An 18,615-nucleotide genomic window follows, 5' to 3' on the forward strand; every position below is an offset into this window, starting at 1 on the left:
TTTAATTATACCACACTTACAAAACATTATAAATATAATTCTGTCGAAATGTTATACTTTTTCATTAGTTTTAACTTTATCTTTCTATATTCAATATCGTTTAGTAAATGTTCGGAAAGTAAGATAGATAGCATAGATAATTGGAGGCTATATTTTAATAATTTGTTATTCATTCTAAACCCTCCTCGTTAAAATTCATTTTTAAGTTTTATGACATTGACGGATGCTTTGGATCAGCAACATTGGAATCTCACCACCGCCCCTGTTAAGATGAGCCGACTTTCACTAAAGAAGTATCATTATCATTACTCAGGTCATAGCTCACAAAGTTATCCTTGTCCTTTGCTTTAAGAGAATTTATTTATCGCTCGTTTCCTTATATCCTTGTCTTTGACAGTGTTCATTTAAACCGAATTTCTTCAGCAGGAAAGTTATGGCGTAAATTTCTTACGCTCACTAAGTAATTAAAAGTCCCGTCTTGGTCTATTCAGTTGTCAAAGAACAAATATTTGAAAGGGATTTTCTTTACATCTTCCTGTTTGCCATAAATAGGCTATATCTCTTATATAAAGTAACGGAGGTCAAACTCCCCTTCACTTTATATAAGGAAAGTTTGACCCCCTTGGTTACCGAAGTTTATAAATCTTCGATAAGTTTCTTCAGCTTTTCAAGAATTTTGTTTCTTCTTTTGATTAAAGCCGGATGTGTAATATCTTTTAATTTTGCTACCGAACGAACAGTTTCATCATTGAAGTACAAACGCTCTATGATGTCCCTTTCTTCGTCGTTCAGTTTTGATATAGCATATCTCAATGATTCAATCATCATTTGTGTTTCCACAATTCTTGCTACATCAACACTTTCATCGACGATATTGTCTGCATAATGTCCATCATAATCAAAAGAAGAAAATGGTAATACGCAGTGTTCTCTATCTATCATGTAAAGATATTTTTCATGCTCTGTTATCTTCCAGTAGGCTTTATAGGCTTCTTCACTTACGGGTATGGCGTTCCCTTTGACATAGATGTAATATTCTTTAGCCATTGTGTTATCCTCCTTTTTATGTTCTCTGTTTTGCTTTTTGAGAATAAAAAAGGAGGACTTCTACACTTTGGCGTAAAAAGTCCTCCGGAAATAACAATTGAATTAGCTTTTATTGTTATTGCATTATTTAATTGTCCAAGAAAATATCTATATAAAAGCGAACCAAAAAGGCACAATTAACAACAATCTATTTACATTATTAAATAAAATATGATTATGAAGATGCCCCTTATCTATGTGGGTAGTGAGTACATACTCATACTTTCCTTGAAAGACCTTTTCACATAGTTCAAGACCTATTTTGTGTGCCTGTTCAGGAGTGGTTTCTCCGGGAGCAAAAGATTGAATTAAATGCCTTGCCAATATTTTTGCCTTGGAATTACATTCTCTTTTTGTCTGCTCAAACTCAAGATGAGCCAGCTTAGGATTGCAGTTAAAAGAGGAAATAAGGATTTTTTCATCAGTTTTATCAGCATTCGTGATGTAGTTTAGGGCTAAGTGCAAAGTTTTTTTTATGGGATGAATCTTTGTAACAGCCATCAGACTTCCTCCGTATTTATACTTTCTAAATTTCCAAGGTCATATAGTTTTTTTCGCAGAGAGTAAATATCTTTTCCCTGCTTTTTTAGTAGCTCCTGTATATCAAGGATGTCATCTTTATAGATAGCTGCGGTGGAATTTACCCGCTTTGCAATCTGATTGATACTACCGGTTATTCTACCTATACTTGCGGAAAGTTCCCTAAAAGCTGTCATATCCAATACGAAAATATCCTTACCAAGGATGCATTTCATAATAAACTGACGCAAAGTTTTGCAACCGGAGAGCCTATATTTTTTCCCCAAAACCTTTAGTTCATCATCTGAAAGCATTAAATAAATGCCATGAGTTCTTACTCTGTTTGCCATATCAAAACCTCCAAATCCTAAAAACAGCAAAAGAAAAAACCTGTAGAATCAAGTACTAAACTTGACTTACAGGTTTTGTTTTATAGTATATTTCTAAATCAGAAATCTCCTGTAAAGAGATAAAATAGTTATATAAGTTATAAGAGGATTATAACATTTTGGAAAGTAAGCTTCAATGAAAGAAGTGAAAACTTTTTCAAAGTTTTTATATCGGTCAGATGATTAGGAATAAGTATAAGTTAGTGTTTATCCTTTTACAACCAGCCCTCTATATCTGCTGATAGCCGCAAAAACTTCCTGTTTTCTTGGCATTGCAAGATTACCGGGATGACCTGTATATGGTGATATAGAATCCAATCCGAACCTTTCAATATGTCTGTACATCTGCTCCAGTGCCTGTTCAATTGTCTTCTTTTCATCAATCACTTTATTCTTTAAAAACCCGATCATAACGGCGATACAATTTGTCTGACTTTCATCAACAAGCTGCTCCAGCCCTGAAATATCTATATTGTTCCATCCATACAAAATAGTATATTTGCCTTTGGCTTTCAGGCGATCTTCTTTACCTGACAAAGAGAATCCTTTTTTCAAAGGAACACGATGTGTTACTTTACCAAAAACATTATCTGATAAAAATTCTCTTTTATATCCGTTGGTAGACGCTATTTCCTTTGCTCTGTCGGTGACATCCTTTGGAATATACTCATCCATCATTATAACTCTGTCGGCAACATCAAAATAATCTCCGCAACCTCCCACTATGAGTATGGTGGAAACTCCCAAATCTTTATATAAAGGTTTTACTTTATCAATAAAAGGTGTTATAGGCTCTTTTTGTCTTGCAATCAGCTTTTGCATACGACCGTCACATATCATAAAATTGGTGGCGGAAGTATCTTCATCAATCAAGATAAGTGAAGTTCCGGATTCTAACGCTTCCATTACATTTGCCGCCTGTGATGTGCTTCCGCTGGCATTTTCCGTAGAAAATAAATGTGTATCCTTGTTTCCCGGCAGATTATTTATAAAAGCACTTATATTTACTTTTTCAACATTTCTTCCATCCTCTGCACGAATCTTGACCGCATCAAAACATGTAATCACCATTTCACGCCCGTCACCTGAAATATGATTATATACTCCACGTTCAAGTGCTTTCAGTAGTGTTGACTTACCATGGTAGCCTCCACCTACAATCAATGTAATGCCCTTTTCAATTCCCATCCCGGATATATGCTTTCCGCTTGGAAGATCCATATCCGTTTCAAAACTTTTTGGACTCTTAAAAGGAATACCGTCACGCAAAGGCTTATCTGAAACACCGCTCTCACGTGGCAAAACAGATCCGTTGGCAACAAATGCAACCAAATTCCTTCGCTTTAATTCCTCCCTTATATACTCTTGGTCGATCATTAAAGAAATCTGATTTTTCAATTCATTATGATCAATATTTTCATACAATAATGCCGCATCCATAATTTTTACAAGAGTTTGTGAAAAAATCTGATTGGCTTCTTTTCCTAAAACGCGTCTGCCGGCTGCCGGAAGCCCTATCTCAAATCTTACCTCAACTCTGTTGTCCTTAATCAAAACGGAAGTTCTCTCCAACATCTCCTGTCCGCATCTGTCAATTACAATCATACCGCTACCACCTGTAGCATTTATTTTCTGACTGTAAATTTCAGCTTTTTTATAAAACTCCCTTGTTAAAAAATCCGAAACGGCAATAATTTTACTTTTTGAATCAAGTAATTCATCAGGGATACCTGTTACTTTCCTGTTCATAATAATCCGCACTTTTGATGGCGGTGCATATGGGTCAACTTGTACATGGTCAATGGAAAGAATATATTTCCCGAAGTTGTACTCTCCCTTTATAGATTTATATGCACCATATCCCTGACCGTTTATTGAAAATAATAACTGCTCCAGTTCCTGTCTACTTTTCAAATGTATACCTCCATATCATGTTTCCAAACATTCTAATACTTTTTTTGTTTTTGTCAATGCCTTACATATAACGCAGCCGTTCAGCTTCCTTATCTTCAATTACAGTTCTCCCAAATCCAATGGCTTGGGCGGGTTCCTGACATTCCTTATGGCGGAAGCCATAGCCCAGGTGGTCAACTTCTTTGTCCAGATGAAATGGGTATTCAAATCTGATTCGAGCTTCAAAAATGCTGCATGGAAATATATTATCCTGGCTGTAATCATTGTTATTGTCAACCTTGTGCTTCCTCCATGGGTCACCAGCCTGTGCCATAGCTGGGGCTGGAATGACCAGGTTGCAGCAACAGTCGCTTCTGTTGTCAACACCCTTCTGGCTGTCATTGTCAGCTATCCGCTGCTCAAATGGTGGATTATGCCGAAGAGCAAAAAGCATGAGGAGGAGATCAGAAGGGCCCGGCAGGAAGCTTCCCGGGCATGATCTATATGTGCTGGTGGATCGGATAAGGTACCTACATCCTGGAAAGACAACAGGCTGTAAGTATGGCAGGAAATGTTCCACGTGAAACGTTTTCTGGCGATAATGCATCACGTGTAAAATATAAAGGGATATTCGCGGTTTTGAGCAGATACCTGCTGCTGAAGCTGGAAAGTGGCAGGTGTATGCGGGGAAAGGATAATTATGGATCTGAGGGATAAGGCAGGCACAGCAGGTCCGTCGGATGACGAGAATCCGGATATACCTGAAAATGCCGGTACGGGCCTTGCCCCTCATCCCGCAATACCTGCAGTGCGGCAGAAGACCCTGACTATTGTTGTGCCCTCGTATAACGTTGAGCAATGCCTGCGCCGATGCGTCAACTCCCTGCTTAACTGTGACAGTACTGCCGATATAGACATAGTTATTGTTGACGACGGCTCCACGGATTCCACCCCTGCGCTTGCAGACGAACTGGCACAAGGCTCCCAGGGGGTCGTCCGTGTCATACATCAGGAGAACAGAGGCCATGGTGGTGCTGTAAACGCCGGGATAGATGCTGCCCAGGGTATGTATATCAAAATCGTTGATGCTGATGACTGGCTTGATTCCGGTGCGTATGCAAAAGTCCTGAGGTTCCTGCGTCTGCAGGCCATGAATACGATGCCGGTAGATATGGTTGTCACAAACTATGTTTATGAGAAAAAGGCAGAGAATATCCAGACAGTCATTAACTATAAGCACGCTATCCCCACAGGGCGCGTCCTGACCTGGGATGATCTGAGGACGTTCTATATCAACCAGTATCTTCTTATGCACTCAATCATATACAGGGCTTCCGTACTCAGGGAATCACGAATGCGTCTCCCCGAGAAAACATTTTATGTGGATTTTATTTATGCATATCAGCCTTTGCCGTATGTCAAAACGATGACATACCTTGATGTAGATTTCTACAGGTATTTTATTGGGCGTGAGGGTCAGTCCGTAGCGAAAGAGACGATGATCCGGCGTGTGGACGAGCTGCTGAAGGTCAATTCGTTCATGGTACATGCAACGCCTGATGCGTCTACAGTCCCTTACGGGCTTTATAAATATATGATCCACTATCTGTCGATCAACTGCGTAGTAGTGTCGATCTTCCTTATCCTGTCGAAAAAGAAGGAGAATTACGTACGGAAATCGCATATGTGGGATGACCTGTATGAATATTCCCCGCAGATAAGCCACGATGTCCGGAAAACTACATTATGCAGGGCGGTCAATATGCCAAGCCCCGTGGGGCGTGCGCTTGTCAGGCGTGTGTATGCGATCGCCAACCATTTTGTCGGGTTCAACTGAACTAAAGCGCTAAAGGGGGCCAGAAAACTGACAGCAGGAGATAAAGCCAAGAAAGCGAGGGCAGCAATGGCAGATAAGGATACTAAGATCTCGGATATTGAATGCAGGGACCGGGCGTCCGGTGGCCTGGTATTCCCTGATTTCCTGGGCGGGACTGCGGATTATGTTGCGGTGCGCCTGTTAGGCTGCCTCCTCATCCGCGACTTTTATGATGCCGAAGGCAAGTATGAGGGGCGATCTGCTGTGCGGATCGTCGAGACTGAGGCCTATGACGAAAATGACCAGGCGAGCCATGCATATCACGGTAAGAGTGAGAGGAATAAGGCGCTGTTCGGGCCCGCCGGGCATGCTTATGTGTATCAGATCCATGGCATACATTTCTGTATGAATATCGCATGCAATGATGACGGATTCGGCGCAGGGGCCCTTATTCGTGCGGTCGAGCCTGTGAGCGGAATCGGGTTTATGGAGGAACGCCGCAGCAGAAAAGGGTATGAGCTGACTAACGGTCCGGCAAAGCTGTGCAAGGCGTTGGATATTGATAAGGCCCTTTACGGTCATGATCTGTCGCAGGAGCCGCTGCGCCTTGCGTATGCCGAGCTGGGTAAAAGGGAGCGTGCGGCCGCAACTGTCCGTATAGGCATCTCCAAGGAAGTCAGCCGTCTCCGTCGTTTCGTTATTGCCGGCAACCCGTACGTTTCCCAGTTTTCATGGACTGAGAAGAACCTTCACCGTCTGCCGAAAGAAGCGAAAGTCTGAACCCCGGAACTATAGCCCGGGCGCATATCCGGAAGTGTGGCATATTGCCAGGAATACAGCGCGTCCGGCTTCCCGGCCTGTTTGCCTGTCGGGGCGAATCGCCGACAGGGCCGGATTATCCGTTTATGTCGGTAATGAGAATTATTATTAATAACACATAAGAGAAAAGCCGGCGGGTACCCGATGCTTTGGAACATCCGCAGGCAGCAGAATACAGGCAAGGTATACGAACTATCAGGAGAATACTATGTTTGCAGGAAAGAAAACCATCCGCAGCGCATTCGCACTTGCTGCAGGGCTAAGCATGATTATTGCGGCAGGTGCCTGCGGGAGTAATGCATCCCAGCAGGGCAGCGGTTCCGGTACCCGAGGATCGGCTATCAATGTGGTGTCCAGCATAAACCAGTGGGGATCGCTGGCTAAAGAGATCGGCGGGAACAAGGTAAAAGTTACCAGTATTTTGAGCAACCCCAATGTTGAGGCACATGAATTCGAGCCGAAGGCTAATGATGTTGCGCAATTCTCCAAAACCGACGTCACTATTTATAACGGTGCTGATTATGACCCATGGGCAGCCAAAGCTGCCAAAGGCACCAAAGCAACAGTCATTGATGTTGCCGAGGAGGCCGGCGTCAAGGAAGGCGGGAACCCTCATATCTGGTTTATGGCAAAAGCGCGTGAAACCGCTGCCAAGAAACTGGCAGAAGCTTTCAAGAAAGCCAGGCCATCCGACAGCGCTTACTTTGACAGCCAGTATAATGCGTGGAAGAAATCTGAAGAGAAATTCACCCAGGCAGCTGCGGAAGCTAAAAAGAGCATAGAAGGCAAAAAGTACGCAGCAACTGAATCGGTGGCAAGCTATCTGGCTTCCGATCTCGGCCTGGAAGATTCTACCCCTTCCGGATATGCGAATGCTGCGGCTAACGAAAGTGAACCTTCAGCAAACGATATCAAGGAGTTCACGGATATCCTGTCGCAGAAGAAAGTATCCTTCCTTTTCGTCAACGATCAGGAGACCGATTCTACAACTGAAACGATCACTAAAGCAGCAGATTCTGCGAAGGTGTCGATAGTCCATATTACCGAATCAATGCCTTCCCAGTATTCGACGCTTTCAGAATGGATGATAGGCATTACCAAACAGGTAACTGAAGCAGCACGATAACCCTGAGACGGCTGTAAACACCGGCTGCAGGATATGCGGCCCGGAGTTTCAGGCTCATAATTGAATATCCCAGTAGCAGCAAAGCTTGCCGGGCTTCCGGACGGTGTATTGAAGCAGGCTGGATTGGTCCCCTTTCCCATACAGTTCCGCTTTTATTCCGTTCTGTGGGCTCGGCAAGCTGCTTTATTATTTATTGCTGCAGGACAGCGTTTTGTATGGTGTCTGCGGCAATAGGCGCGATAATAATGATGGCAGTGATAATAAGCCAGATACGGCCGAACCGTACCCCTCCCGATCGCGGAGTAAGGAGCACTATTGACGATATTATCCCGGATATCGTATTTAGAGAGAAGATCAGTATAACTGCACGCATGTAGCCTGATAAACTGTCAGGCAATTCCGCACCGGCAAATACCCATGCTATTGCAGCAATAATCGCTGCGGCAGAAATAATATTACTTAATTGCAGAGGCTTGTTCAGTTCCTGCCTCTGCTTTCCTAAAATAGAGAAAATAAGCGCAATAACTGCTCCTCCCAAGCATATAGGTATAGCAAAAAAATGTATAAAAAGCATCATCCAGCCGTAAGCCTGGTTGGCTCCGATTGCATCAAAGTTATGTTCTGAGATAATGGAGGGATTGAACCATAGGGTGAACCATATATCGAATACGATCAGGATAAGCGACGGCACTAAGCCAAGCAGGGAACCGATATAGCTCTTATTGTATTTTTTCATTCCCATACTCCCTTTCTCCCAGACTGTGTATCAGCAGAGCCCCCCGGCGGATTCGAACCGTCGACCTGCTGATTACAAATCAGCTGCTCTAGCCAGCTGAGCTAGGGGGGCACTCGCAGCTTGCTGCGACCTAATACACAATAGCCGAACGGTTGGATAACACGCCGGCAATATGCGTATTACCCATGCGCGGCGTAGGGTGAATCAGGTATACAGTGTAAAGGCTTAATAAAAGTCTTAAAACTCCAGTCCTCTGAAAGGATGGCAGATATGAAGGCTGCTGTTAAAACTTTGCAGGAGCTGACGGCCCAGGAATTTTGTAAAATTGCTGAGGAACGGACACGTGTTTTCGTTGTTGAGCAGAAGTGCGCTTATCAGGAGATTGATTCAGAAGACTATTGTGCCTATCATGTGACCCTTTCCGATGATACTGGAAATTTCGTAGGATATGCGCGGATCATTGACAAGGGCGATTATGTAACTTTTGGAAGGGTCTTCGTCCCTCAGGAATACCGTAAGCACCATTATGGGCATCAGCTTGTAGGCACTACTATCGCACGGGCACAAGCTTTATTCCCAGGCAAAAATGTGCAGATTGAAGCGCAGGACTATGTGCGGGCTTTCTATGGATCATTTGGCTTCCGGGCAGTCTCAGATGTTTTCCTTCTGGACGGCATCCCCCATGTTTCAACGCTGCTGGAAAATCAAGGTTAAACGCTGTAAGTACTTTACGTTGTATGATTCCACAGTGGTGTACCGGGATATAGTTGACGACGTGTGAGGAGAAACCGCCCCGCAGGACAGGTCATTGTTGAGAATACCTAGAAGTGAAAGTGGCCCGGGTCTAGTAGATCGGGCCCTTATCTGAGCCGATGGACGGCATCTTTCCAGTGATACCGATATCGGCTTTTTTCATGCCTATTGCCCTGAGCAGGTTTGTCTGCCAGTCCGGGCCCGTTGCCCGTGAGAAATCCCAGTAATGGCCGTTGATACGGAACGTAGGCGTGGTCATTGAGCCTTTATTGGAGCCCGATACGTTCCAGAGTTCAGAACGGTATGGGGTGTACTTTGCAGCTGCCCTGACCCATTCAGTGTAGGTGCCGTCCGTACATTTCTTCGCAACATCTGCGTCTACCCCTGCATCCTTTGCGATCTGCTGTATCCTGGCATTTGTCACAGGGACATAGCCGGATGCTTCCTGAGGCTGGTTCTCGGTGCTGAACATTTTGGAAATGAACTGCAGCGCATGGTTAGGGTCATTCTGGATGACATAGATGGTTGCGGCAGCAGCCCGGGTGGAGTAGTTATCCGTCGATGACGCATCAAGGAACCCTTCAGGATAGACTTCCAGATTGAGCTGGCCTGAATCAACCATTTTGATAAAAGTGGCATCAAGTGCACGGTTCGCACTGCCGCATGCAGGACAGATGAAATCCATGTAGTCTTCAACAGTTGGGGCGCCTTTGACTTTTTTGCCAATCCCGTTTTTGGAGAAAACGAACCCGCCCTCGCTGTTTGCGTAGGACGGCTTATTTTTTACAGCCTGCATGGCCGCATAGGCAGAATCCCTGATACCGGCTTTACTGTTCCTGATATTGTTATAAATAACAGTCCCTGCGATAACAGCAATGGCGATAATAATGATGGCAGCGGTTACAGCGCCGATGACCGTCTGCTGCCTGCGCTCCAGGGTGCGCTGCTCCTGCAGTATCCGTTCTTCTTCGAGCTGCGCCTCACGCCGTTTCTGCCGGGCACGGATACGTCCCTGCTGCCGTGAGTCTTTCGCGCTGTTTTTAGACTGTTTAGGCTGTGCCATAGTTCTCCTTGCCGTATGCTTGCGGCATATTTATCGCCTGCTATTATAACAGCCCTATCCGGCATAACTGACCACAAGCGGTGCCCAGTCGATTATGCCGGGCAGGATGTAGCCTGCAGCAATCAGCACAGCAATAAGCCAGATAATAGCTGATACCAGTGTTTTGTGCCTGATGCCGAGGGCTTTGCCCTGGCCGGGGCTGCTGCCTCCTATGCTCTGAGGGTAATAGCCGCCTGTGCTGTCCCGGCTGCCCTGAAGATGGATGTTTTGAGGGTAGCCTGGGATATCAGCGTTCCGCACTGCTCCGAATCCGCATCTGATGATCAGCGCAGGACGGCTGGCCAGTGCACACGTCCATCCTGCAAGGAACGACAGGATTAGGATGCCGCCGGACACAGAAGCCAGACGGCCTGCCGGCAGGGGGATAAAAAGTGTGCTGGGCTCGGAGCCCAGTTTCAGGGATACATGCGTATAGCCGGAGGCGGCGTTGCACACAAGGGAAAATAAGGCCAGGGCTGCTGCCCAGCCCGCCCAGCCAATAGCGGCTGCCCCTGCGGCAGGGATAAGCCCTTTTGCGGCGTTCCACGGGAGCCCGATAAGAGTGCGTGCGCTGTCACTGCGTTTGAATACGCCCCCGTTATTTTCGCGGCGGCGTTCGCGCGCCTGCGCAGCGTAGCCTGCTGCAGCCATGCCCCAGAGAATGAGGAACACGAAAATGAATGATATGCACGGGGCAGCCGCGGCAAGCAGGGTAAGCGGGGCAGCCGTTATAACGATCGGCAGAAGGCTGTGCCGGCGGTACCACCACATCACCTGTTCGGCAGGGATAACAGGGTTCTGCTGCATGGCCGGCGGTGTTGTGGAGGCTGGCTGCAGCAGCGGCTGGCCCATCTGCATCTGGCTGTATGCCGGCTGGGCAGCCTGTACCGGCATCATTGCAGGGAATGGCGGGGGAACTTGCGCGTAACCCTGAGGATATAATTCTGTCCGGGGGGCGGATATATCTGGTGTATCCGGCCGGTATACCCGCGTGGGTGAAACATATGTATCTTCCTTCATGGGATCCCCGGAATAGGAAGATGAAGATCTGCTTTCCCTGCCTGCTGCAGGGGTATCCGGCTGTATGATCTGTGTTTCGCTGGGCATGGATGCTGATGACAGGGCTTCGGTACTGCCGTCATGTACGTCATGTATCAGAGGATACCGGTGCGACGCCAGAATACGTGTACGGCCGTCGTGACCGTCTGCATTGCCGGGGGTGCCATCTGCAGCAGGAGTGCCGCCGGCAGGGGCTGCAACAGGGTCTGTCCACAGCTTCCGCGGATTTGCTGGCCCCGCGGAGCTACTGTAAAAAGGGGGCACCACCTCGTCTGTGTCCGGAGCACTGGCGCTTTCTTCCCACGCGCCTTCCATAGCATCCTGCCTGATCGTATGGAGGAGTTCCTGCGCACTGCAGCGTTTCATGCGGTCAGGGTCAAGCGCCTCCCGCAGCATGTATGTTGTCCGGGGAGGAAGGCCGGACAGGTTCGCGTTGCCGGCGGCTTCACGTTCAAGAACCGCCATCATCGGTTTTGTGCCGTATACAGGTTCGCCCATTGCTGCGAAACCAAGGACGCTGGCAACACTCCACCAGTCCGTCGCTTCATCGGATTCTGCACCGTCAATGATCTCAGGCGCAATGAACCCCGGTGTCCCCATAACAAGGCCGGTACGGGTAACATGGGATTCGCCTTCGCCCATTGCAATGCCGAAATCTACAAGGATCGGTCCGCGCGCGGAAATCATGACATTTGTCGGTTTGATGTCGCGGTGGATAATCCCCGCAGCGTGCACAGCATCCACAGCGTCGATCAGCTTTTCAGCCAGCCGGGCGAGATCTTCCCCGACGTACGGCCCGTTGTCGCGCACATCATCGCGCAGATTGAGCCCATTGACAAGCTCCGTAACAATAAACGCAAGGGAATCGTCCAGCTCCATATCAACGATCTGGCATACGCCCGGATGGTCAATGCGCTTCAGCGCCAGGCCTTCACGGCGGAATCTTTCGCGGGCAGTCGCACGTTCGCGCGATTCGGCAGAGCCCGGATCCCCGGCATCCTCCTCAGCAAAGGAATCCCTGAGGATCTTCATAGCGTAGATCTGGCCGCCGTCATCCTTTACGCGCCATACTGTCCCCATAGCCCCGCCGCCAAGCCGCGATACGAGTGTATACCCGCCAACGATATTTCCGGGTTCAAGGTCCAGAGTATTCATATCCGACATAATGGTTCTATCTTAGGCTTCACATCTGACCGGCCCGCCCCTGCCCGGGCTATGAAGGCATCCAATCCCCTCCGGCCCGGTATCCCGCCATATTTGTAATTATCTGTACTATCGTGTAGAGTTAATACATGGCTCAAGGAAGAGTTACTTTCGAGAACCATCGGACCATCGGCGTGCTCCGACGACAGGACGGGTATGCCAAGGCCTGACAAATAAAAAGAAACCTCTCACAACGGATCGTTAGGCACGTACCTGCCTATGAAAGGAAAGTTATGGCAGAAGTAAAATTCGATCATGTCACCCGAATCTATCCGGGCAACACAGAGCCATCAGTCGATGACCTGAATATGGAAATTAAGGATGGCGAGTTCCTCGTCCTCGTTGGTCCATCTGGATGCGGTAAGTCTACAACGCTTCGTATGCTTGCCGGCCTGGAAGAAGTCAATCAGGGCAGCATCATGATCGGTGATACCGACGTCACCAATATGCAGCCAAAAGACCGTGATATTGCAATGGTTTTCCAGAACTATGCATTGTATCCGCATATGACTGTTGCAGACAATATGGGCTTCGCTCTGAAGATTGCCGGTACTCCTAAGGCTGAGATCCGCAAGCGCGTGGAAGAGGCGGCTAAGATCCTCGATCTGACCGAGTATCTGGACCGCAAGCCAAAGGCACTGTCCGGCGGCCAGCGCCAGCGTGTAGCTATGGGCCGTGCAATCGTCCGCAAGCCGAAGGTATTCCTTATGGATGAGCCTTTGTCAAACTTGGATGCAAAGCTTCGTGTCCAGACACGTACACAGATCGCAGCACTGCAGCGTCAGCTCGGAGTCACCACACTGTATGTGACCCACGATCAGACAGAAGCCCTGACGATGGGCGACCGTATTGCTGTTATCAAGCTCGGCGTCCTGCAGCAGGTCGGTGCACCGACTGAGCTGTATGACCGTCCTGCGAATGTGTTCGTTGCCGGATTCATCGGTTCGCCTTCCATGAATATCAATACCTATCCGGTAGTGGACGGCAAGGCAAAGATCGGTGATGATACTATCACGCTTCCAACTGAAGTCGTTGATAAGCTCACTGCAGAAGACGGCGGCAAGATCGTCCTCGGGTTCCGTCCGGAGGATGCTTCCCTTGCTTCCGATGCTGATCCGGATGCATTCAAGCTTGATGTTCTCAATGTTGAAGATCTTGGCTCGGATGGTTACATTTACGGTAACATTGTGACCGGTGACAGTGATTCATCGCAGGATACGATGATGTCTGACCAGAACAAGATGACAACTGTCCGCGTGAACCCGCGCCAGCTTCCGAAGGTTGGTGATACTGTACGTATCCATATCGATCCGACGAAGATGCATCTGTTCTCCCCGGCAACTGAGATGCGCCTGAACTAGTTTCAGGCCTATCCCTGATCGGATTATTATTTATTACTATCGTCCTGGCTGACTCTTTGCCGGCCGGGGCTTTTTAATGCGCCGCGAGTGTTATAGGGCGGAGGGCAGGTAGCATGGTATATATGGACAGCTCACTGGATCCCCGTTTAAGGAATGCTACGTCTGTGAAGGCAAGCGGAGCACTCGTTGATGCGCCGCCGAAAGGGGAAGCCGTACCCTCGGCAGAACCTAAAGCTCTGACAATCACTGCGGCAACATCGAACCCGCGTATGTTCACCCTGCCGTGGTACCTTCCCCTCGCCAAATGGCCCGAAGACCTCCTGGTCAACCTGCCGCGCGGTATTTCCAGGCATGTCGTGCGGTTCGTGCGCGTTGGCGATTCCATTATGGCAATGAAAGAGATCAATATTCAGGTGGCGGAAAGGGAATATGAACTCCTGCGAAGCCTTGAAAAGCTTGATCTTCCGGCAGTCAAACCTGTTGCCGTAGTTTCCGGCAGGCATGACCCTCAGGGGGACTCGCTTGAATCGATCCTCGTGACTGAGCAGCTGAAGTTCTCCCTGCCGTACCGCGCACTGTTTGCGCGCAATATCCGCGAAGATACGGCGGAGCGCCTTATCGATGCCCTGGCGGTGCTTATGGTCAGGCTGCATTTGCAGGGGTTCTACTGGGGGGACGTGTCGCTGTCGAACGTCCTTTTCCTGCGCGATGCCGATTCCTTTACTGCCGTGCTTGTAGATGCGGAGACCGGCGCATTATATGCCAACCTGAGCGACGGTCAGCGTGAATATGATATTGATCTGGCGCGGACCAACATCATCGGTGAACTGATGGATCTGCAGGCGGGTGCGCTGCTGCCCAGCGAAGTGGATGAGGTCGAAGTCGGCAACCGCCTGGCAGATCGCTACCATTCACTGTGGGAAGCATTGACAGGGACAGATACATTTACGCCTGACGAGATGTGGAAAATCGAAAAGCGTGTCAATGAGCTTAATGAGCTTGGCTTTTACGTCGATGAGCTTGCTGTCAATACAGATGAAGACGGGGCGCATATCCATGTACGGCCGCAGGTCGTGGATGCGGGGTACGCATCGCGCAAGCTGCTGCGCCTTACCGGGCTGGACGTGCAGGAGAACCAGGCCCGCCGCCTGCTCAACGATCTGGATGCGTACCGCGCATCCGCATGGCGGCAGGATGAGCCTCTGGAGATCGTGGCAACAGACTGGATGCGGGAAGTCTTTGAACCGACCGTGCGCATGATCCCGCCTGAATACCACAATCAGATCGAACCCGCCCAGTTCTTCCATGAAGTGCTTACCCACCGCTGGTATCTGGCTGAAGCGGCAGGGCATGACGTCCCGATGGGCGCCGCGGTGCAGAGTTATATTGAAGAGTATCTCCCCGATTACAGAATAGATACCCAGGTTATGAAAGCCATTGTTGAAGAACAGGATTCAGGGGTCGTTGATGACCGTGAGAGTTATGATGCTGATGACCCTGCGCATGCCGGAGGGATGGATGACCGGCCCTACGATCCGGAAGATGATCCTGATGCCGCTGTGTGGGCAGCAGGATAACCGGGCAGCGGCGGGTAACTGGGCATCCGCTTTCCCTCTTTCCTCGGGTCCGGCTACCCCTCTTCAGCAGCCCTGCGGGCGGCATGCACGCTGTAAAGGGCGATACCCGCCGCAACAGAAGCGTTAAGGGATTCCACCATAGCGGTCATGGGGATAGACACGACAGCATCGCACTGTTCGCGGACAAGCCTACTGATCCCTTTGCCTTCTGAACCCAAAACAACGACCAGGGGGTCTGTCTCGAAACCGCTGCTTCCCACCTGGGCCGTTCCGCCGCCGTCAAGGCCTATAGCATAGTATCCCCGCTCTTTAAGGCTTTCGATCGCCTTAGTCAGGTTGACTACGCGCGCAACGGGAAGGTGCGCAGCAGCACCGGCAGACACTTTCCACGCAGCAGCGGTCACAGAGGCGCTCCGGCGCTCCGGCAGAATGACGCCATTTGCGCCGAATGCGGCGGCGGAACGGATAACCGCCCCCAGGTTCTGAGGGTCAGTGACGCCGTCAAGGGCAATGAACAGCGGACGTGCCAGGGCGCGCGCACCTGCAGGGGCGGATTCCATGGCACGCGCCTTCGTTTCTGCGCGGTCTGCAAGCTCCAGAAGCGAATGGTATCGGTAGGGGGCAGCCTTGACGATTACACCCTGATGGTTTCCTGTATGCGCTATCCGGTCCATCTCGAACCTGTCAGCTTCCAGTATTTTCAAGCCTTCAAGCCCTGCAAGGCGTATTATTTCGCGGGTACGGCCATCATGCTCAATACGGTTCAGTATGTAGAGCACTGTAGACGGCACATGCGCGCGCAGCGCTTCCAGTGCCGAATTCCTGCCGATGACCAGCTCGTCAGAGTCAGATACAAATTTTGCCGCACGCCGGCGGGCAGCGAGGCGAGGGTCAGAAATTTTCCTGCGTTCAGCCGCTTTTTTCTCACGGTACGCCTTGTGATATACGCGATCTTCAGCCTTCGGAGTGGGGCCATGCCCGCGAAGCTTGCTGCGGTGTTTGCCGCCCGAACCTTTAGCAGGGCCTTTTTTTGAAACCATAACTGTTTATAATACCCGGACGTAGCAACCCGGGCGGGGGCAAGGGAAACCGCTGCTGCCGGCCAGGCGTTTGTCCGGCACACCGCAGTCAGGGCACACGGGCTCTGTGAGGATTGCGGACCCTGTAATGTGATCCTGTATGACTTCGTTAAATAATAGGGAGCACTTTATGGAGCCTTTCAAACGGCTGTCCGGGCAGGCCCTGGCTGTGTGGATCTGCCCGGACGTTATCAGTTATTGTTGCGGATAATAGGGCCGCGGTGCCGGTAAAGGGGTTGGCTGCTGCGGCTGGTACGGCTGGTACGGTGCCGATGGCCCTGCCGCGCCTGTACCTGCCAGTATCCCTGCCCTCTGGTCCTGTCTGGCAGCCGGATAGCCGTACTGGGCTGGAGCGTTCGCTGCAAATGGTGCAGATGGATACGCATATGCGGGCTGAGGCTGCGCACCAAACTGCTGCCCCTGCCACAGCGTCTGCTGCAGGGGATACGGCACCTGCCCGCCTATGAAGGCTGGCCGTACAGGCTTCCTGAAATTGCGCATAGCGTAGGGAGGCACCGGGGTGCCGGCGAACCATTTGAAACGGTGCCCAAGGGCAAGGACAGTCACAAAGAAAAGCACTTCCATAAGGATATCCAAGGTTATGCTTACGGGTTCGCTCAGCGCTCCGCTCCCGCTGCGGTTGGTGAGGCCCAGAATGAGTGCGAGGCCGATAGTGCAGTTATTAGCGGTATGTATTGCTATGCCGGCCTCCAGCCCGCCCGTGAACAGCACCAGGTAACCTGTGCATAACCCCATAATGAAGACTACAAACTTTCCCCAGAACCCATACTGGGTATGCAGTGAAGCAAATATTACTGCCGGGATAACAGGTGCGGTAAGGACGTAACGCGGAGGTATCCAGCGTCCGAAAGCCTGGAGGACAACGCCGCGGAAAAGGTATTCTTCGGCAGCGCATTGTACGGGGATAACGGTTATCACGACAATGAAATTGACAAGAAAACCGCTGGTATCAAGCCTGGAAATAAGGAAATCAGGGTCGGCTATTATCTTCGGAAGAAGTATGATGAGGAACGCCCAGAAGAATGCAACGCCTGTGCACCATGCAAGTGTTTTCCACCGCATTTTGCCGTAACGGTTGGTAAGTGTGCTGATAGGCCTTCCGTCAGCCATGACAGTCCCGATAAGGGTCGGCGGCAGGAAAATAACGGCCGTTATCCCGAAGTTGATAAGTATATAGAGCCACAGAGGAACAGACCCTTCCATAGCTGCCAGGTAGCGGATCGCGCCGCCGTATACCAGCTCCCTTATGATGCTGCGCAGTGTGAGTACGGCAGCAAGCTCGAACACCCCTATCCATCCGAGTACGATAAGGAGTGTGAAAAGGGGGCGCCACCATTGGTATCCCGCTATTTCGCGGAGATAACTGACCGCATCGGTAAAGTGGAAGAATCCGAAATCGCGTGGAAGGCGGTTTTTATCAGGCTTTTGCGCAAATGGCGGGGTTAAACCCCGGGCTGCCTGCGGTGCCGGCTGGAAAGCAGCGCCGACCGCAGGGGCAGAAGCTGTCTGATACGGGGATGGCGGAGCCTGGTAGGGGGAAGGTGCTGATGGCGCCTGCATCCCGTGGTGCTCCTGGGCCTGCGGCTGAGGGGCCTGCTGCGGCTGGACGGCAGTGTAGCCCGCAGCGAACGTCCGCTGCCCTGTCTGCGGCACGTAACCCGCAGAAGGCGTCTGCGATTCATCAGCCTGCGGTGCCGCGGATTGGCCGGAATACTGACTGTACTGTGCCTGTGGTGCGGCTGCAGGCGCTGACTGCCTCCCCTGCCCGGCCTGCGGTGCCGGCTGATACCAGGCTGAGCCCTGCTGTTCTGACGGCGGCAGGTGCTGCCCCTGCCGGATATACGCCGGCAGTGTTTTGCCGGTTTCACCATCGCGTTCCTGCTGCGGATTTTCCTGCGGTATATGGGATTGTGGGTGCATCTGTGTCATAACGTTCCTCTTTTCTTCTTTGTATTGTAACAATATACCGGCTACATATCAGGAAACAGACCGACAGCTGGGGAACAGCTGTGAAAAGCCGGAAAACTGAGCTGTTGGTGTTGCTGCAGCAGTCAACGCAATTATATAAGATTGGCA

The 18,615-nt window shown here is 49.9% G+C and carries 15 protein-coding genes, 1 tRNA gene and 1 pseudogene; 7 read left to right on the plus strand and 10 right to left on the minus strand.

The window, feature by feature from the left end; genetic code table 11:
• Nucleotides 1–636 precede the first annotated feature (636 nt).
• The 4 genes from ABKA16_RS00070 to ABKA16_RS00085 all read right to left on the minus strand — a co-directional run bounded on the left by ABKA16_RS00070 (nt 637) and on the right by ABKA16_RS00085 (nt 3,908).
• Nucleotides 637–1,047 (minus strand): sigma-70 family RNA polymerase sigma factor, encoded by a 411-nt coding sequence (locus tag ABKA16_RS00070; protein WP_380999860.1) that lies wholly within the window; start codon nt 1,045–1,047, stop codon nt 637–639.
• Nucleotides 1,048–1,194: 147 nt separating this feature from the next.
• Entirely contained in the window at nt 1,195–1,587 is a 393-nt protein-coding gene (locus tag ABKA16_RS00075) for a relaxase/mobilization nuclease domain-containing protein (protein WP_434156676.1), read from the minus strand.
• Nucleotides 1,587–1,955 (minus strand): plasmid mobilization protein, encoded by a 369-nt coding sequence (locus ABKA16_RS00080; protein WP_380999858.1) that lies wholly within the window; start codon nt 1,953–1,955, stop codon nt 1,587–1,589. Before ABKA16_RS00080 ends, ABKA16_RS00075 begins: the two co-directional genes overlap by 1 nt.
• Nucleotides 1,956–2,201: 246 nt before the next feature.
• Nucleotides 2,202–3,908, minus strand: coding sequence for an ABC-ATPase domain-containing protein (locus ABKA16_RS00085; protein ID WP_380999856.1), 1,707 nt, complete (start codon nt 3,906–3,908; stop codon nt 2,202–2,204).
• 49 nt (nt 3,909–3,957) lie between these two features.
• Between ABKA16_RS00085 and ABKA16_RS00090 the strand changes: the two are divergent.
• The 4 genes and pseudogenes from ABKA16_RS00090 to ABKA16_RS00105 all read left to right on the plus strand — a co-directional run.
• Nucleotides 3,958–4,386: pseudogene (locus tag ABKA16_RS00090) on the plus strand (GtrA family protein); the annotation flags it as partial.
• Between the two features lie 201 nt (nt 4,387–4,587).
• Complete coding sequence (locus tag ABKA16_RS00095; protein WP_380999852.1) at nt 4,588–5,724, plus strand: glycosyltransferase family 2 protein; 1,137 nt, start codon at nt 4,588–4,590, stop codon at nt 5,722–5,724.
• A 66-nt stretch (nt 5,725–5,790) separates the two neighbouring features.
• On the plus strand, nt 5,791–6,483 hold the full coding sequence (locus ABKA16_RS00100) for a DNA-3-methyladenine glycosylase (RefSeq protein ID WP_380999850.1): 693 nt from the start codon (nt 5,791–5,793) through the stop codon (nt 6,481–6,483).
• A gap of 247 nt (nt 6,484–6,730) precedes the next feature.
• Complete coding sequence (locus ABKA16_RS00105; RefSeq protein ID WP_380999848.1) at nt 6,731–7,648, plus strand: metal ABC transporter solute-binding protein, Zn/Mn family; 918 nt, start codon at nt 6,731–6,733, stop codon at nt 7,646–7,648.
• Nucleotides 7,649–7,838: 190 nt separating this feature from the next.
• Here the strand turns inward: ABKA16_RS00105 and ABKA16_RS00110 are convergent, their stop codons facing one another.
• Together ABKA16_RS00110 and ABKA16_RS00115 are read right to left on the minus strand one after the other, a co-directional pair.
• Nucleotides 7,839–8,390: a hypothetical protein gene (locus tag ABKA16_RS00110; RefSeq protein WP_380999846.1), complete on the minus strand. Its 552-nt coding sequence runs from the start codon at nt 8,388–8,390 to the stop codon at nt 7,839–7,841.
• A gap of 31 nt (nt 8,391–8,421) precedes the next feature.
• Nucleotides 8,422–8,495: transfer RNA gene (locus ABKA16_RS00115), tRNA-Thr, on the minus strand.
• Between the two features lie 159 nt (nt 8,496–8,654).
• Here ABKA16_RS00115 and ABKA16_RS00120 point away from each other — a divergent pair.
• The gene (locus ABKA16_RS00120) at nt 8,655–9,098 is read left to right on the plus strand and encodes a GNAT family N-acetyltransferase (protein ID WP_434156678.1); all 444 of its coding nucleotides are present in this window, start codon (nt 8,655–8,657) and stop codon (nt 9,096–9,098) included.
• A 130-nt stretch (nt 9,099–9,228) separates the two neighbouring features.
• On the opposite strand, the gene ABKA16_RS00125 is transcribed toward ABKA16_RS00120, so the two are convergent.
• Both ABKA16_RS00125 and ABKA16_RS00130 read right to left on the minus strand, forming a co-directional pair.
• Nucleotides 9,229–10,200 (minus strand): DsbA family protein, encoded by a 972-nt coding sequence (locus tag ABKA16_RS00125; RefSeq protein ID WP_380999843.1) that lies wholly within the window; start codon nt 10,198–10,200, stop codon nt 9,229–9,231.
• A gap of 54 nt (nt 10,201–10,254) precedes the next feature.
• A complete protein-coding gene (locus tag ABKA16_RS00130; protein WP_380999841.1) occupies nt 10,255–12,462 on the minus strand; it encodes a serine/threonine-protein kinase in 2,208 nt (735 codons plus the stop codon).
• A gap of 272 nt (nt 12,463–12,734) precedes the next feature.
• Here ABKA16_RS00130 and ABKA16_RS00135 point away from each other — a divergent pair, with 272 nt between their 5' ends.
• On the plus strand, nt 12,735–13,862 hold the full coding sequence (locus tag ABKA16_RS00135; RefSeq protein WP_007147841.1) for an ABC transporter ATP-binding protein: 1,128 nt from the start codon (nt 12,735–12,737) through the stop codon (nt 13,860–13,862).
• A gap of 122 nt (nt 13,863–13,984) precedes the next feature.
• Nucleotides 13,985–15,439, plus strand: coding sequence for a DUF4032 domain-containing protein (locus tag ABKA16_RS00140; RefSeq protein WP_380999840.1), 1,455 nt, complete (start codon nt 13,985–13,987; stop codon nt 15,437–15,439).
• A 53-nt stretch (nt 15,440–15,492) separates the two neighbouring features.
• On the opposite strand, the gene rlmB is transcribed toward ABKA16_RS00140, so the two are convergent.
• Complete coding sequence (gene rlmB / locus ABKA16_RS00145; protein ID WP_380999838.1) at nt 15,493–16,479, minus strand: 23S rRNA (guanosine(2251)-2'-O)-methyltransferase RlmB; 987 nt, start codon at nt 16,477–16,479, stop codon at nt 15,493–15,495.
• Between the two features lie 234 nt (nt 16,480–16,713).
• Nucleotides 16,714–18,468, minus strand: coding sequence for a CPBP family intramembrane glutamic endopeptidase (locus ABKA16_RS00150; protein ID WP_380999837.1), 1,755 nt, complete (start codon nt 18,466–18,468; stop codon nt 16,714–16,716).
• Nucleotides 18,469–18,615: the final 147 nt, after the last annotated feature.

It is taken from the genome of Scardovia wiggsiae (assembly GCF_051045985.1).
Lineage (GTDB): Bacteria > Actinomycetota > Actinomycetes > Actinomycetales > Bifidobacteriaceae > Scardovia > Scardovia wiggsiae.